The organism is Mycobacterium sp. IS-3022, from assembly GCF_001500065.1.
Lineage (GTDB): Bacteria > Actinomycetota > Actinomycetes > Mycobacteriales > Mycobacteriaceae > Mycobacterium.
In genome coordinates this window covers 22,147-37,801 of the sequence record NZ_LQIN01000011.1, presented here as the reverse complement: position 1 = coordinate 37,801, position 15,655 = coordinate 22,147, and the positions used below count along the sequence as shown (strand labels likewise).

Here is a 15,655-nt window from a genome sequence, read left to right as displayed (position 1 = left end):
TAAAGTCTACGGGCGGTATGCAAGAATGGCCATGGATTCATTTGTCGCGCATATATGAGCGCACATATATGAATTCTCATATATGTGCGCTCATATTATTGGAATGAAATTCGCGGCCGGCGGCTCAGACTCAGACGCTCTCGAAAGCCAATGTCTCGACAGCGGTGGCTGAGACCCTCAGTACGGTTGCGGAGGCGATGTCATAGAACAGACCGAAGACCTGCAAGCCAGCTTCGCGGCAAGCCTTCTCGACAATCGGATGCTGTTGCAGCGTCTCGATTTGGACCGCCACGTTGACCATGCTCAATTGATCCACTGCAGAGAACCCGGCAGCGGCCGCTGACCACGCCACCGGATGGTCGCCGTCGCGGAATGCATTGACGGTGTGTCGACCGTGTCGCAGCCAGGAGCTGAGCGGATCGTCGCCACCCTTATGCACCGATCCGTTCGTGGGTGCGGACAACAGCGCCGTCATCGCTCCACAGCTGGAGTGCCCACACACCACGATCGACGAGACGGCGAGGTGCTCGACTGCGAACGTGATCGCCGCCTCCGCCGAGGCGTCGCTGCGATCCGCCGGCACCAGGTTGCCGACGTTTCGGAAGGTGAACAGATCTCCCGGTCCACTGGACGTGATCACATTCGGTACCACGCGCGAGTCGGCGCAGGTGATGAAAAGGGTCTCGGGCCGCTGAGCATGGGCCAGTTCTCGCAGATGCGGCCGAATCACCGGCGCGGTGCGCCGCTGGTACTCGGCCAACCCGTCGAGAATCAACGGCGGCGCTCCGTCGGCTCCGTGACCGTTGACGGTGCTTCCGTTGCCCTTGGACCCGTTCGCTCCGTCGCCGTTGAGGTTCGGAGCGCCGTCGCGCTGCCATGAACTCCACGGCAGCACGCCGGCCAGGTGGTCGGACGGCGAAGTGAGTGCACGCTCCGGGGGACCGTGCAGGGCGCTGTCCATGTCCACGGGTCCGAGTTCGTGGATGTGCACGGTGCCTCCCCCGGCCTGGTGTTGGCGCTGCCAATGGGCAATCGACTCCTGGCACGGATGGTCGAGGAAGTCGACGAACAGCTCGAGCGTCACCGTGGCGCTCGACGGGATGGCCGCCAGCTTCCGCGTCAGTTGCGGCAGCGAAAGGAACGTCAGCGAGCCGGTGACGACGACGTGCCAGTGATCGCCACCCGTCTGCTCGACGCGAATCCGCGTCCGCACCACCCGCCACAGCACGAGCAAGACGGCCAGTGCCAGCCCGATCAGGACGCCGGCGAGCAGGTTGACGAACACCACAGTCAAGATGGTGACCAGGTAGATCGCCAAGTCGCCGGTGCGGTGGGCCGTCTTGATCTCCGGCCACTTGACGAGCTTGAGACCGATCACGATCAGCAGGCCGGCCAGTGCCGCGGACGGAATCTGCTGAACGAGGCCGGCGAAGGGCAGCGCGAACACCAGCAACCACACACCGTGCAAGATCGCTGACGCACGGGTGCGGGCACCAGCGGCGACGTTGGTCGAACTGCGCACGATCACGCCCGTGACCGGCAGTCCGCCGATCGCGCCCGACGCGATGTTGGCGCTGCCTTGGCCGAGCAGTTCCCGGTCGAAGTTCGTTCGCGTCCCGCCATGCAGTCGGTCCACCGACACCGCCGACAGCAGACTCTCCACGCTGGCGATCAGCGCCACGGTGAGCACGCCGACCGCGAAGGCGCCCCAGTTTCCGTCCGGCAGGTCAGGCAATTGCAGCGCGTCCAGGAGCGAGCCGTCGATCGTGATCCGCGGGGCGTCGAGCGGAAGCACCACCGAAGCCAGGGTGACGCTGACTATCGCGACCAACGGTCCCGGCACCTTGCCGACGGGCCCGGGAACGCGCGGCCACAGCACGAGCACGGCGATGACAGCGAGGCCAAGCGCCAGACCGGCACCTTCGACGTTCAACAACTGCGCTGGAAGCTCGGTGATGCTCGTCAACGCCGAACTCTTCGATTCGCCGCCGAGCAGCACGTGTACCTGTTGCAAGGCGATGGTGACGCCGATCCCGGCCAGCATCGCGTATACCACAACCGGTGAGATGGCCAGCGCCGCGCGCGCCACGCGGCTCAGCCCGAACAGCACCTGGAGCACGCCGGCGCAGACCGTGATCGCACATGTCACTGCCCATCCGAATTGCCCGATCAGCCCGGCGACGATAACCGTCAGCCCCGCGGCGGGCCCGCTCACCTGCAACGGCGATCCGCCGAGGGCCCCGGCCACGATTCCGCCGACGATCGCGGCGATCAACCCGGCGAGCACCGGCGCATCCGAGGCCACCGCGATGCCGAGCGACAACGGCAGAGCGACCAGGAACACCACCAGCGACGCCGGCACGTCGTACCGCAACACCGACCGCCAGCTAGTTGCCTCCGGTCGCGCGGGCGCGTCGCCGACCGGTCGGTCCACGACATCCACCTGCTGGCCATTACTCATGGGCAATCCCCGTCCATCGTTTCCGAAGTCGTTTCAGTGAGCGCCCATCGGCCGGCCGCGGCGTACGAATCTCCATGGGGCCGAAGGCGATATGCGAAGTTCAGATGGGTAGACGCCGTCGTCCACCAAGAACCACGCTAGAAACGTCTCCGGACCCCGGCAAGCAGATCGTCGTCCTTCATACCGAACGCATATATGTTGGGGGCTAAACCAACTCGGCGTTGCGATGCGATGAATTACCGTTTATATGCGCGGGATATGAATTTGTTGCCACCCTCGTATGCCGTCTGTATCAAGGGAAGTATCACCATGACATCGCAACCGACCCGGCCGCCTCCACACCGCCAAGCGATCTTGGGGAAACTGCCGCGAATCTATCGCGCCGACGGTTCGGTCATCCGAGTGCTCCTGGTCGACGATGAACTGGCTCTGACCAACCTGGTCAAGATGGCCCTGCATTACGAGGGCTGGCAGGTCGACATCGCCCACAACGGCGAAGATGCCGTTGCCAAGTTCAACGCGTCCGCGCCTGACGTGCTGATCTTGGACATCATGCTGCCCGACCTCGACGGTATGCAGATTCTGCGGCGGGTGCGTGAATCGGAGTCTTACACGCCGATACTGTTTCTCACCGCCCGTGATTCGGTGGCCGATCGGGTCGCGGGGTTGACGGCGGGCGCAGACGACTACATGACCAAGCCGTTCAGCCTCGAGGAGCTTGTGGCGCGCATCCGCGGTCTGCTGCGGCGTGCCCAGTACACCGCCGCGGCCCCGCAGGACGAGATCACGGTCGGCGAGCTGACGCTGGACGGCGCCAGCCGAACCGTCACCCGCGACGGAACCGCAATCGATTTGACCGCAACAGAATTCGAACTGCTGCGCTACCTGATGCGCAACCCGGGTCGTGCCATCGGCCGCGCGGAGATCCTCGATCAGGTGTGGAACTACGGCTTCGACGGCAGAACCAGCATCGTCGATCTCTATATTTCGTATCTGCGCAAGAAGATCGACAGTGGCCGGGAGCCGATGATTCACACCGTGCGCGGCATCGGCTACATGCTCCGACCCTCGTCGTGACACCGACCAGGCGAGCGCGATGGTGGGTCCCGCGGACCCTGCGGCGGCGGCTTGTTCTCGGCCTTTCCAGCGTCGTCGGCGTCGTGATGGTGGTGATGGGTGTGCTGCACCTGATCAGCTTGCGCGACTACGCCTACGACCTCACTGACGAGCGTCTGGCCAATTCGCTGGCAGCACTGAGGCATTCGTACACCAAACTGTCCTACACCGAGACGCATCCGCAATTGTTCGGCGCGGAAGGCCCCCATGCGCTGATCCGCTTCACCGGCCAGCCGGTGGGGTCGTTGATCGCGGTCGTTCGCAACGGGAAGGTCGCCGGCTCCGCGGTCTTCACCGACGACGAGCCAGAACCCGCACCGCCCGACGCGATCTCTGCCATCGAAAGCATCGACTGGTATCACGACGGCTCGCCGTTCGACATGCAGCTCGGCGAACTCGGCCGCTACCGGTTGCAGGGCATGGCCATAGACAGCACCGACTGGTTGGTGGCTGCGGTGAGCTTGCGGCCCACCGACCAGGCGGTCGCTCGAGGAATCGTCAGTACTGTCCTCCTGGTCCTCGCCGCGCTGCTGGTCATTGCCGTAGGCACCCTGCTGACCGTCCGCTACGCCCTGGGTCCGTTGCGCCGGGTCGCGGCGACCGCGGCGAGCGTGGCGAAGCTGCCGCTGGCCAATCCGGAGAACCGCATCGACATCCGGGTCGCCGACGCCTACACCGACCCGGACAGCGAAGTCGGCATAGTCGGCCGGGCCCTGAACCGGTTGCTGGCCAACGTCGACTCCGCGCTGGCCAAACGCGCCGAGTCCGACCGGAACATGCGCCGGTTCCTCGCCGACGTCAGCCACGAGTTGCGCACCCCGCTGTCGGCAATCCGGGGTTATGCCGAGCTGACTCGGCAGGACAGCGCCCAACTGCCCGAGACCACGGAGTATGCGCTGGCGCGAATCGAAGCCGAGTCCAACCGGATGTCCGCGCTGGTCGCCGACCTACTGCTGTTGTCCCGCCTCGATGAACGGCAGGATCTGCTGACCGAGGACGTCGACCTCAGTGACCTGGCCACCAACGCCGTCAGCGACATCACAGTCTCCTCACCCGACCACAATTGGCATCTGGTGCTGCCCGAGGATCCGATCTGGGTGCTCGCGGACCGCGCGAGGCTGCACCAGCTGCTCAGCAACTTGTTGACCAATGCGGTCGACCACACCCCGCCCGGCACCACCGTGACGACGACCGTCGCACGTCGTGTCGATGACACCGGCTCAGCGCGCGTGGAGCTGGTGGTGCACGACGACGGCCCCGGCATTCCCAGTGAACTACTGCCGCACCTGTTCGACCGGTTCGTCCGCGCGGACAAGTCCCGCTCCCGCGAGTTCGGCAACCTCGGTCTGGGCCTTGCCATCGTCGCGTCAATCGCCCAGGCGCACAACGGCTCCGTATCGGTACAGTCTGCGCCCGGCTCAACCACATTCACCGTGGTGTTGCCCGGGGTCGTGGCGCCTCGCGCGCCTGACCCGAAGCGTGTCGCGACTCCATAGATTCATGGTGGCGCACCACAATTGTGTGGTGAACTCGCCACCGGAACAGCACCGCCTGCCTGCGTGGCTGCGGCGCGGCGATCCGGAAAACACCATGCCCGTGGTGCTCGCCGTGGTCGCCGCCATGGCGCTGCAGGTCGCCATCCCGAAGAGCTATACCCTGGTCCCTCGCTGGCCGTTGCTGACCTTGGAGGCGCTGCTGCTGCTCGCGCTGCTGGCGATCAATCCCCTGGTGATGTCGCGCCGAACGCGGTTCGGCAGGTATGCGACGTGGGCACTGCTGGCGGCGATCACCGTCGACAACACCGTCTCGGCGGTCCTGCTCGACATCAGCATCCTCACTGGAGCCGTCCGAAACGATGCGGCCGTTCTGCTCGGCAGTGGCGCGGCGATCTTCATCACGAACGTCATCGTGTTCGGTATCTGGTACTGGGAACTGGACCGGGGCGGACCGTTCGCGCGGCACGCCGGCGAGCGCCCGTATCCCGACTTCCTCTTTCCGCAGATGACGAATCCCGAAGTGACGAGGCCGGATTGGCGTCCGACGTTCCTGGACTACCTCTACGTCAGCGTGACCAACGTGATGGCGTTCTCCCCGACCGACACTATGCCGCTGGCGCGGTGGGCGAAGATGATGATGACCGTGCAGGCAATGGTGGCGCTGTCGACGGCGGGACTGGTGATCGCCAGGGCGGTGAACGTTTTGGGGTGACGTCAGCCGCCCAGGCAGCCGGGTCCGAGCAGCGCCTTGAGGTCACCCATCAATGCCGACGACGGTGTCACGCGCAGCGACACGTCCAATTCCAGCGTGGTGATCCGCTCACCGCTGATCAACCGCAGGTGCACCTGGGACGTGCCGGGATGGCGGGCCAGCACCTGTTTGAGCGCGGTGACCTTGTCCACGGTGCACTGCCGCGTCGGCAGGCTGACGGCCAGCGGACGGTTCAGCTGGGCGCTCGAGAAGTCCGGCACCACAAGGTCGTTGGCGATCAGTGAGATCCGGTCGTCGCGGATCGCCACCTTCGCGCCGACCAGCACCACCGCATCGTCGGCGATCTCACCGCCGAACGTCGAGTATGTCTGTGGGAAGAACAACACCTCGATGCCGCCGGTCAGGTCCTCCAATTGCGCTGAGGCCCATGGCAACCCGTTTTTATTGACCCGTCGGTTCACCGAGGCCAGGATCCCGCCGACCCGCACCTGCGTGTCGTTGGGAACGTCGCCGTCGAGGATGGCCGGAATCGCGGTGTCGACCTGGGTGGCCAGCAGGTGGGCGATGCCGTTGAGCGGATGGCCGGACACGTAGAGGCCGAGCATCTCGCGTTCGAGCGCGAGTTTGTGCTTGTCCTCCCATTCCTCGTCGGGCACCTTGATGGTGAACACCGCGTCGGTGGCGGTGTCGGCGCCGCCGAACAGGTCGAACTGCCCCATCGCCTCGGCCTTCTTGGTGCCGAGAACGGAATCGACGGCGTCGGTGTGGATCAGGAACAGGCCCTTGCGCGGGTGCCCCAGCGAGTCGAACGCGCCGGCCTTGATCAGCGACTCGGTGACCTTCTTGTTGCAGGCACCGATCTCGATCTTGTTCAGGTAGTCGGAGAAGTCGATGTACTTCCCCTTCTCGGTACGTGTGTTGATAAGCGAGGCAACGACATTGGCGCCGACATTGCGAACCGCCCCGAGGCCGTAGCGGATGTCCTCACCCACCGAGGCGAAGTTCAGCCCCGACTCGTTGACGTCCGGCGGTAGCACCGTGATGCCGAGCTTGCGGCAATCGGCCAGGTACACCGCGGCCTTGTCCTTGTCGTCACCGACCGAGGTGAGCAACCCGGCCATGTATTCGGCGGGAAAGTTCGCCTTCAGGTACGCGGTCCAGTACGACACCAGGCCGTACCCCGCGGCGTGCGATTTGTTGAACGCATAGTCGGCGAACGGCAGCACGGTGTCCCACAGCGCCTTGATGGCACCGGCGGAGAAGCCGTTGGATTTCATGCCGTCGGAGAAACCCTCGAACTCCTTCTCGAGAACTTCCCGTTTCTTCTTGCCCATGGCCTTACGCAGAATGTCTGCTCGGGCCAGCGAGTAGCCGGCCACCTTCTGCGCGATCCGCATGATCTGCTCTTGGTAGACGATCAACCCGTAGGTCTCGGCGAGAATCTCGCGCAGGGGCTCCTCGAGTTCGGGGTGGATCGGCTTGATCGCCTGCCGGTTGTTCTTGCGGTCGGCGTAGTCGTTGTGGGCGTTCATGCCCATCGGACCGGGGCGGTACAGCGCGATCACCGCGACGACGTCCTCGAACCCGGTCGGCTGCATGCGCCGCAGCAGGTCGCGCATCGGCCCGCCGTCGAGCTGGAACACTCCCAGCGTGTCGCCACGGCCCAGCAGATCGTAGGTGGCCTTGTCGTCGAGCGGAACCGACTCGAGATCGAGCTCGATGCCCCGGTTGGCTTTGATGTTCTCCAGCGCGTCGCCGATGATCGTCAGGTTGCGCAGGCCGAGGAAGTCCATCTTCAGCAGGCCGATGGCCTCGCAGGACGGATAGTCCCAGCCGGTGATCACCGCGCCGTCCTGCGGGCGCCGCCACAGTGGAATCGCGTCGATCAGCGGCTCGGAGCTCATGATCACCGCGCAGGCGTGCACACCGGCGTTGCGCACCAGGCCCTCCAGCCCGCGCGCGGTCTCGTAGATGGTGCGCACGTCGGGGTCCGTGTCGATCAGCCCGCGGACCTCGGCGGCTTCTTTGTACCGCTCGTGATCCGGGTCGGTGATGCCCGAGAGCGGAATGTCCTTGGCCATGATCGGCGGCGGCAGCGCCTTGGTGATCCGGTCGGCGATCGCGAAGCCGGGCTGGCCGTAGTGCACGCGAGCCGAATCCTTCAGCGCCGCTTTCGTTTTGATGGTGCCGAACGTGATGACCTGAGCGACCCGGTCGCTGCCCCACTTGTTGGCGGCGTACCGCAGCATCTCGCCGCGGCGGCGGTCGTCGAAGTCGATGTCGATGTCGGGCATCGATACCCGCTCGGGGTTGAGGAACCGCTCGAACAGCAGCCCGTACGGGATCGGGTCGATGTTGGTGATGCCGAGCGCGTAGGCGACCAGCGACCCCGCCGCCGACCCGCGGCCCGGCCCGACCCGGATGTCCACCGAGCGTGCGTAGTTGATGAGGTCGGCCACGATGAGGAAGTAGGACGGATACCCCTTGTCGCAGATGACCTTGATCTCGTAGTCGGCGCGGTCGGTGTACTCCTGCGGCACCTGCGCCGACGGGAACCGGCCGGCCAGCCCCGCGGCGACCTCGTGGCGCAGCCATGACTCCTGGGTGTGGCCCTCGGGCACCGGAAACACCGGCATCCGGTCACGCGTCGTCCACACGTCCTCGTACGACGACACCCGCTCGGCGATCAACAGCGTGGAATCGCAGGCGCCGGGCACCTGGCCGTCCCACAGCGCGCGCATCTCGGCGGCCGATTTGACGAAATAGCCGTCGCCGTCGAACTTGAACCTGTTCGGGTCCGACAGCGTCTTGCCGGTCTGCACGCACAGCAGCGCCTCGTGATTGCGTGCGGCGTCGCGGGTGACGTAGTGGCAGTCGTTGGTGGCCAGCGGCGGAATGTCGAGCTTGCGCCCGATCTCGAGCAGCCCCTCACGGACCCGGCGCTCGATGTCGAGCCCGTGGTCCATCAGCTCGAGGAAGAAATTCTGCGGCCCGAATATCTCGCGCCACTTCGCGGCTGCCTCGAGTGCCTCGCGGTCGTGGCCGAGCCGCAGCCGGGTCTGGACCTCCCCGGACGGGCACCCGGTCGTGGCGATGATGCCCTCGGCGTGCTCGGCGATCAGCTCGGCGTCCATGCGCGACCACTTGCCCAGCTGACCCTCGAACGATGCCAGCGACGACAGCTTGAACAAGTTACGCAGCCCGGTCGCGTTCTCGGCGACCATCGTCATGTGGGTGTAGGCGCCGCTGCCTGAGACGTCGTCACCCTTCTGGCCCGGGTCGCCCCACAGGACGCGCTTGGTATCGAATCGAGAACCGGGCGCGATATAGGCCTCCACGCCGATGATCGGTTTGATCCCGACCTCGGTGGCGGCGTTGTAGAACTCGCTGGCGCCGAACATGTTTCCGTGGTCGGTCATGCCGATCGCGGGCATCTGCAGCCGCTGAGCCTCGGCGAGCAGCGGCCCGACCTTCGCGGCACCGTCCAGCATCGAGTACTCGGTGTGGTTATGCAGGTGCACGAACGACCGCGAATCCGAAGGGCTCATAGGGAGGCCAGTCTATGACCGCTCCCCGACAGTCCTCGGCGTGTCGGGATGCGTGTCTTCACCGGTGCTGCGCGGCTACAAGTACTTCGGCAGGTCGGGTGCCTCGACCACTCTTTGCGTGGCGACCCGCTCACAGAACGGACGGGCGTTTTCGATGCGTGACCGCACGCGTTGCAGGCCTCGCGTGGCCTCCGCGACCGTCGGCAGTTGCCAGCCAAGTTGGGTGAGGACGCCCACCGTGACGAGGCCCGCAACCATGACCGCGAACCAGAAGCCAACCATGCGTCAAACGCTATTGCCCGCACGCCCGCGAGGAAATCGGGTGTTTCCCTATATTGCGAGACGGTTCGCCGACACGTCGACCGGGACCGGCGACTGCTCGAGCAAACCCCGGCTCAACAGGCTGTTCAGTTGCTTGGCAATACCGGACGCCCCGTCGGAACCGCGCAGGAAGCCGTCGAACAGGCCCACTCCCCAGAACATCGCCGACAGCATGTTGGCCACCGCCGGACCGTCCACGTCCTCCCTGAGTTCGTTCCGGCGGATTGCATCGCCGACCATCCACGTGAAGAAGCCCGTCACCGCCTCGGCAACCGGCGCGCCGCTGCGCCGCAGCCCGGGGTGGCGGTGCTGTTCCAGCCGCGAGGTGATGAGGAACTGCAACGTCGAGCCGTACGGGCAATCCAGTTCGCGTGCCGCGGCTGTGAAGGCGGCCAGCTGTTCCATCAGGGTTCCCTCGAGCTTCGCGGCTGCGATGGCCACCGAGACGACCGAGTACGCCTCGCGGTGGAGGCGGTCGTAGATCTCTTCCTTGGTGGCGAAGTAGTAGTGCATGGTCGGCCGGCTGATCCCGGCGCGCGTCGCGATCGCCTGAAACGTCGCCGCTTCGTATCCGCGTTCGTTGATCACCGCGCGGGCCGCCCGCAGGATCGCCGCCCGGGTCACCGCCGAGTCGGCGCCCACCGGGCGTCCTCGACCGCGTCCGCCCCGAGGCGACTGCGTGATGCCCACCACGAGCAAACGCTAAGTCATTGCTAACAGGTGGTCAACTGGTGAATTTCCTTCACTCCGCAAAGGATTTATCAACGATGGGACGGCTCGGCAGGCCGCCGATCGGCCCGGGCCCGTCGCATCGCGTCGACACTGAAGACCAGCAGCGCAAGCCAGATCAGCGCGAACCCGAGCCAGCGGGCCGGCGGCATCGCCTCACGGCCGACGAGCACACCCCAGGTCAGCTGCATGACCGGAGTCAGATAGAAGAGCAGGCCCAGCGTCACCAACGGCAGCCGCTGCGCAGCGGCGGCGAACAACAGCAGCGGCACCGCCGTCAGCACACCGGACAGGATCATCAATACGACGTGGCCGGCGCCGTGCTCGGTGAACGTGCCGTGTCCGGTGATCTGCAGCACGACGATGTAGGCCGCGGCGAACGGAGTCGCCAATCCGGCTTCCACGCCGACGCTGACACGCGGATCGGTCGGCACCACTTTCTTGACCGCGCCGTAGAGGCCGAAGGAAAACGCCAATCCGAGCCCGATGTAGGGCGGCGCGCCGACCTCCACCGTCAGCACCACCACCCCGAGCACCGCGGTGGCCAGCGCACAGAACTGCGCGCGGTTCAGCCGCTCCCCGAACACGACGAGCCCCAACGCGACCGTCACCAACGGGTTCATGAAATACCCGAGCGCCGCGTCCACCACGTGCCCGTTGTTGACGGCGTAGACGTAGATACCCCAGTTGATCGAGATCAGCCCCGAAGCGGCGGTGAGCAACACCCAGGTGCGGCCGGTGATCTCCTTGAGGTCCCCGATTCGGCGGACGACCGCGACGACGACGACCATCAGCAGGAAGTTCCACACGATCCGGTGTGCCAGCACCTCGACGGCGGACGCGGGCTTCAGCAGCGGGAAGAACGCGGGGAACGTGCCCCAACACACGTAGGCGCCGACGCCGAGCAGCAATCCGGGGCTGCGGGCGCCGCTCACAGTTCGTGGTTGCGCAGGGCGTCGAGGGCGTGTTGCAGATCGGCCGGATAGGGGCTGGTGATCTCCACGCGTCGCCCGTCGGCGGGGTGCACGAAGGCCAGTGACCGCGCGTGCAGCCATTGCCGCTCCAACCCGAGCCGCTTCGCCAATGTGGGGTCGGCGCCGTAGGTGAGATCACCGACGCAGGGATGGTGCAGGGCGGCGAAATGCACCCGGATCTGATGCGTGCGACCGGTTTCCAGCTCGATGTCGAGCAGGCTCGCGGCCCGGTGCGCCTCGAGGGTGTCGTAGTGCGTGATGCTGTGCCTGCCGTTCTCGGTGACCGCGAACTTCCAGTCGTGGCCGCGGTGACGTCCGATGGGTGCGTCGATCGTCCCGCTCGACGGATCCGGATGCCCTTGCACCAACGCGTGATAGCGCTTGTCGACGGTGCGCTGCTTGAACGCCCTCTTGAGCACCGTGTACGCGCGCTCGGACAGCGCCACCACCATGACACCCGACGTGCCGACGTCGAGACGGTGCACGATGCCCTGGCGCTCGTGAATACCCGAGGTGCTGATCCGAAAGCCCGCCGCAGCCAGGCCGCCCAACACCGTCGGGCCGTGCCAGCCGACCGTGGCATGCGCGGCGACGCCGGGCGGCTTGTCGACGGCGACGATGTCCTCGTCGGAGTACAGGATCGCCATCCCCTCGATCTCGACCGGCGTATTCTCCACGGGCGCAGGCGCTTCCGGTAACCGCACCTCCAGCCACGCGCCCGCGGTGAGCTTGTCGGACTTGCCCGCAGGCGCCCCGTCGATGTCGACCCCACCCTCTTCGGCCAGCGCGGCGGCCGCGGTGCGCGACAGCCCGAGCAGCCGCGCGATGCCCGCGTCGACCCGCATCCCCGCCAGCCCCTCCGGGACCGCAAGCGACCGATCGGCCATCTACTCGTCCCCGTCGCCCGGCCGGCGCCGTCCGACGGTGTCGAAGTCGAAGCCGAACAGCGACAGCGCGACCAACAGGATTGCCCCACCCACCACGCACGGATCGGCCACGTTGAAAACCGGCCACCAGCCGATCGACAGGAAGTCGACGACGTGGCCCTGCAGCGGACCCGGTGACCGGAAGAACCGGTCGACGAGGTTCCCGAGGGCACCACCGAGAATCATGCCCAGCCCAACCGCCCACCACGGCGACACCAGGCGACGGCCCATCCAGAAGATCCCGATCACCACGCCGGTGGCGATCAGCGTGAGCACCCAGGTGTAGCCGGTGGCCATCGAGAACGCAGCACCCGAGTTGCGCACGAGGGTCCAGGTCACCGTGTCGCCGATGATCGACACCGGCTGGCCGGGGGTGAGGAGCTTGACCGCGAGGACCTTGGTGACGATGTCGGTGACCAGCACCACCCCCGCGATGACGAGCAGCAGCCGTAGCCGGCGCCTCGGCGGCACGCTCTCCTCGGTCCTCTGTTCGGCCACTCCCGGGTCGTCAGTCACTTCCCCATCATCCCAAAACAGGAATGCGGGAGAATTCCCGCCATGGGTCGCCTCGTCGTCGTCACCACCGGCGGCACGATCGCCACGAGCACCGACGACGACGGCGTCAAGCGTCCGGCGCGCAGCGGCGCCGACCTGACGTCAGGACTGCAGGTCGATGTCGTCGACCTCATGGCCGTCGACAGCTCGCAACTGAGCCCCGCCGACTGGGACCGCATCGGTGCGGTGATCTCGCAGACCGCGACGACGAACGCCCGCGGCCTCGTCGTCACGCACGGCACCGACACCATGGAGGAGACGGCTCTCTGGCTGGACCTGACCTACCGCGGCAGCACTCCGGTGGTGTTGACCGGAGCCCAGCGCAGCGCCGATGCACCCGACGCCGACGGCCCGGCGAATCTTCGTGACGCGCTGACAGTCGCGGCCAGTCTGGCCGCACGAGACCTCGGGGTCGTGGTCAGCTTCGCCGGGGTGGTCTGGCAGCCGCTGGGCCTGCAGAAGGTCGCGACCGCCGACCTGCGTGGGTTCGACGGGACGGCGATCGGCGCCGTGTCGGACGCCGGGTTCGTCGCGCATGCGGTGAAGGACCGGCCGTACTTCGGCGCACTGTCTGCGATCGACGCGCCGCGGGTCGACATCGTCGCCGCCTATCCGGGCGCCGACGCCGCGGCGATGGACGCCTGCGTGGCCGCGGGCGCGCGCGGAATCGTGTTGGAGGCGTTGGGCGCCGGCAACGCCGGGACGGCGGTGATCGACGGGGTGCGGCGACTCTGCAGCGCAGGCATCGCGGTCGCGGTGTCCACCCGGGTGCCCGGGGGCCATGTCAGCCCCGCGTACGGGCCCGGCCACGACCTGGTCGCCGCCGGCGCGGTGCCGGTGCCGCGATTGCGGCCAGCCCAGGCCCGTGTGCTGCTGATGGCGACGTTGGCGAGCCGATCATCTGTCGCCGACGTCATGGCCCGCTGGGGTTGACGGGCGTGACAGCGTGGACGTGTGCAGTTCGGGAACTGATCCGACTCGGTGCCACGACGATCGCGGCGTTCTCGCTGGTCCTCGCCACGGGGGCGGTGGCCCATGCCGAACCGCCGCCCGGCTCGGATGCGATCGACGCCTACCCGATCGCCGTGGGCGAGTACCGACCCGGCCCACCACCCAACTACCACGTGTTCTTCCGCACCCCGGACGGACTGTTCTGTGGCATCGGGCCCAACGGCGGTCCGATCGGTTGTGACGGGGTGCCCCTGGACGCCCCACCGGGAACCAACCAGACGTTTCTGACCAGCGGCGCACCCGCCGAGTACCGTCATTCCGCGGCACCGTCGTTCACGCGTGAGGGCGTCGACGTCCTGCCCGCCGGCTACCGGCTGGAGAACTGGGGCGCGAGTTGCGGTGTCGGACATCAGGGCACGGTGACCTGCAAGACGTACGGCGGTCACGGATTCACGATCTCCAGCGTCTACGGGGTGCTCTGGTAGCGCGCCAACTCGGCGACGTACTCCGGCCAATCGAGGGAGTCGACGGGGTTCGCGCGGTCGATTCCGGGCGTGTCATCGGGAAACGTCCGCGCCTGCCCCGGTCCGGTGGCGCGGGTCTCGAACCGGACCGTCATCACCCCGTGCCCGGCCCCCTGGATCCAGCCGTGCCCGAAGTCCGGATGCGTGACGTCGTCGCCGATGCGCCAGGCGGGTGCGGTCGCGGTCAGGTCCGTGACGGTCGGCGGCAGCCCGGTGTGCGTGACGTCGTCGGAGGCCATCAGCTCCAGATCCGGGAACAACGACTCCTGGCGGACGTCGGAGAGCCCCGAAAAGCCAACGCCCAGAAGGCGAATCGGCCCTACATCGACGGGGTCGAGAAGCAGCCGGCGCGCGGTGGCGATCAGGGTCGCCGCGTCGGTGGTGGCGTACGGCAGCGTCGCCGACCGGGTGAGGATGTTCATATCGGACTTCTTCATCTTCACGGTGACGGTGCGGGCGCCGCGGCCGTCCTTCTCCAGTCGCCGGTGGGCGTGCTCGCCGATCGGTCCCATCGCTTCACGCAGCTGGTCGAGGGTGGTCAGGTCCTCGGGAAACGTGGACTCCGCGCTGATCTGTTTGGCGGGTGCGTTCTCGGCGACCGGCCGGTCGTCGATGCCGCGAGCCAGCCGGTGCAGCGCCGGGCCGACGCTGCCGCCGAGGATGTCGGCGGCCTCGGCCTCGCTCAGCGTGGCGAAGGCGCCGATGGTCTCGATGCCGAGCCGGTGCAGCTTCTCCCCGGCGACGGGCCCGATGCCCCACAGCCGCCGCACCGGCAGGCCGTCGAGCAACGGGCGTTCCTCATCGCGGTCCACGACCCGCATGCCGTCGGGCTTCGCCAGCCCCGAGGCGATCTTGGCGAGCTGTTTCCCCGAGCCCGCTCCGACGGACGCGACCAGCCCGGTCTGCTCGAGCACGCGCGACCGCAGGATTCGGCAGAAGTCCTCGACGTCGGTCGCCGACGCGCCCGCGAGCTCGGGGGGCTCGCCGAAGGCCTCGTCGTACGAAAGCTGCTCGAGGACCGGGACCATCTCGCGAACGGTTTCGAACACGCGGCGGCTTGCGACGCCGTAGACGACTCCCCGCGGCGGAAGCACCACCGCCGCGGCTCCGACCAGCCTGCGGGCCTGGTGCATCGGCATCGCCGACCTGGCGCCGTACACCCGGGACTCGTAGCTGGCGCCCGCGACCACGCCACGGCCGCCGAGCCCGCCGACCAGCACCGGACGGCCGCGCAGCGTCGGACGGGTGAGCTGCTCGACCGACGCGAAGAATGCGTCCATGTCGAGGTGCAGCACCCAACGAGCGTTCACAGCTGCCGATGCTAGGACGCTAGCCTGACCTG

Annotated in this window: 13 protein-coding genes; 5 read left to right on the top strand and 8 right to left on the bottom strand. The window is 67.0% G+C overall.

The window, feature by feature from the left end; all coding sequences use genetic code 11:
- Window positions 1–130: 130 nt before the first annotated feature.
- Window positions 131–2,461, bottom strand: a complete 2,331-nt coding sequence (locus tag AU188_RS09090; RefSeq protein ID WP_059163409.1) for a SulP family inorganic anion transporter — start codon at window positions 2,459–2,461, stop codon at window positions 131–133.
- A gap of 303 nt (window positions 2,462–2,764) precedes the next feature.
- On the opposite strand from AU188_RS09090, the gene AU188_RS09085 reads away from it, so the two are divergent.
- Genes AU188_RS09085 through AU188_RS09075 form a run of 3 tightly spaced genes read left to right on the top strand, consistent with a single transcriptional unit; the run spans window position 2,765 to window position 5,785 of the window.
- Window positions 2,765–3,538: a response regulator transcription factor gene (locus tag AU188_RS09085; RefSeq protein ID WP_502687599.1), complete on the top strand. Its 774-nt coding sequence runs from the start codon at window positions 2,765–2,767 to the stop codon at window positions 3,536–3,538.
- Complete coding sequence (locus tag AU188_RS09080) at window positions 3,535–5,073, top strand: sensor histidine kinase (RefSeq protein WP_502687597.1); 1,539 nt, start codon at window positions 3,535–3,537, stop codon at window positions 5,071–5,073. The genes AU188_RS09085 and AU188_RS09080 overlap by 4 nt, the downstream gene beginning before the upstream one ends.
- Before the next feature lie 4 nt (window positions 5,074–5,077).
- A complete protein-coding gene (locus tag AU188_RS09075; protein WP_059163408.1) occupies window positions 5,078–5,785 on the top strand; it encodes a hypothetical protein in 708 nt (235 codons plus the stop codon).
- A gap of 2 nt (window positions 5,786–5,787) precedes the next feature.
- Here AU188_RS09075 and dnaE read toward each other — a convergent pair whose 3' ends face one another.
- The 6 genes from dnaE to lspA form a co-directional block, all read right to left on the bottom strand.
- Window positions 5,788–9,333, bottom strand: coding sequence for a DNA polymerase III subunit alpha (dnaE, locus tag AU188_RS09070; protein ID WP_059163407.1), 3,546 nt, complete (start codon window positions 9,331–9,333; stop codon window positions 5,788–5,790).
- 75 nt (window positions 9,334–9,408) lie between these two features.
- Entirely contained in the window at window positions 9,409–9,615 is a 207-nt protein-coding gene (locus AU188_RS09065; RefSeq protein WP_059163406.1) for a hypothetical protein, read from the bottom strand.
- Window positions 9,616–9,663: 48 nt separating this feature from the next.
- Window positions 9,664–10,296, bottom strand: coding sequence for a TetR/AcrR family transcriptional regulator (locus AU188_RS09060; protein WP_172799445.1), 633 nt, complete (start codon window positions 10,294–10,296; stop codon window positions 9,664–9,666).
- Between the two features lie 119 nt (window positions 10,297–10,415).
- On the bottom strand, window positions 10,416–11,318 hold the full coding sequence (gene rarD / locus AU188_RS09055) for an EamA family transporter RarD (protein WP_059163405.1): 903 nt from the start codon (window positions 11,316–11,318) through the stop codon (window positions 10,416–10,418).
- Window positions 11,315–12,244, bottom strand: coding sequence for an RluA family pseudouridine synthase (locus AU188_RS09050; RefSeq protein WP_059163404.1), 930 nt, complete (start codon window positions 12,242–12,244; stop codon window positions 11,315–11,317). The genes rarD and AU188_RS09050 overlap by 4 nt, the downstream gene beginning before the upstream one ends.
- A complete protein-coding gene (gene lspA / locus AU188_RS09045) occupies window positions 12,245–12,799 on the bottom strand; it encodes a signal peptidase II (RefSeq protein WP_156426618.1) in 555 nt (184 codons plus the stop codon).
- A 42-nt stretch (window positions 12,800–12,841) separates the two neighbouring features.
- On the opposite strand from lspA, the gene AU188_RS09040 reads away from it, so the two are divergent.
- Entirely contained in the window at window positions 12,842–13,771 is a 930-nt protein-coding gene (locus tag AU188_RS09040; protein WP_059163402.1) for an asparaginase, read from the top strand.
- A 5-nt stretch (window positions 13,772–13,776) separates the two neighbouring features.
- The gene (locus AU188_RS09035) at window positions 13,777–14,274 is read left to right on the top strand and encodes a hypothetical protein (RefSeq protein WP_502687596.1); all 498 of its coding nucleotides are present in this window, start codon (window positions 13,777–13,779) and stop codon (window positions 14,272–14,274) included.
- Here AU188_RS09035 and AU188_RS09030 read toward each other — a convergent pair.
- Complete coding sequence (locus tag AU188_RS09030) at window positions 14,256–15,623, bottom strand: DNA polymerase IV (protein WP_082686555.1); 1,368 nt, start codon at window positions 15,621–15,623, stop codon at window positions 14,256–14,258. The two genes, AU188_RS09035 and AU188_RS09030, sit on opposite strands and share 19 nt — an antisense overlap.
- Window positions 15,624–15,655 lie beyond the last annotated feature (32 nt).

Bases quoted from the DNA above. Each gene is read 5' to 3' on its own strand.
- AU188_RS09090 (WP_059163409.1), bottom strand. From the start codon at position 2,461: ATGAGTAATGGCCAGCAGGTGGATGTCGTGGACCGACCGGTCGGCGAC.
- AU188_RS09075 (WP_059163408.1), top strand. From the start codon at position 5,078: ATGGTGGCGCACCACAATTGTGTGGTGAACTCGCCACCGGAACAGCAC.
- dnaE (WP_059163407.1), bottom strand. From the start codon at position 9,333: ATGAGCCCTTCGGATTCGCGGTCGTTCGTGCACCTGCATAACCACACC.
- AU188_RS09065 (WP_059163406.1), bottom strand. From the start codon at position 9,615: ATGGTTGGCTTCTGGTTCGCGGTCATGGTTGCGGGCCTCGTCACGGTG.
- AU188_RS09050 (WP_059163404.1), bottom strand. From the start codon at position 12,244: ATGGCCGATCGGTCGCTTGCGGTCCCGGAGGGGCTGGCGGGGATGCGG.
- AU188_RS09040 (WP_059163402.1), top strand. From the start codon at position 12,842: ATGGGTCGCCTCGTCGTCGTCACCACCGGCGGCACGATCGCCACGAGC.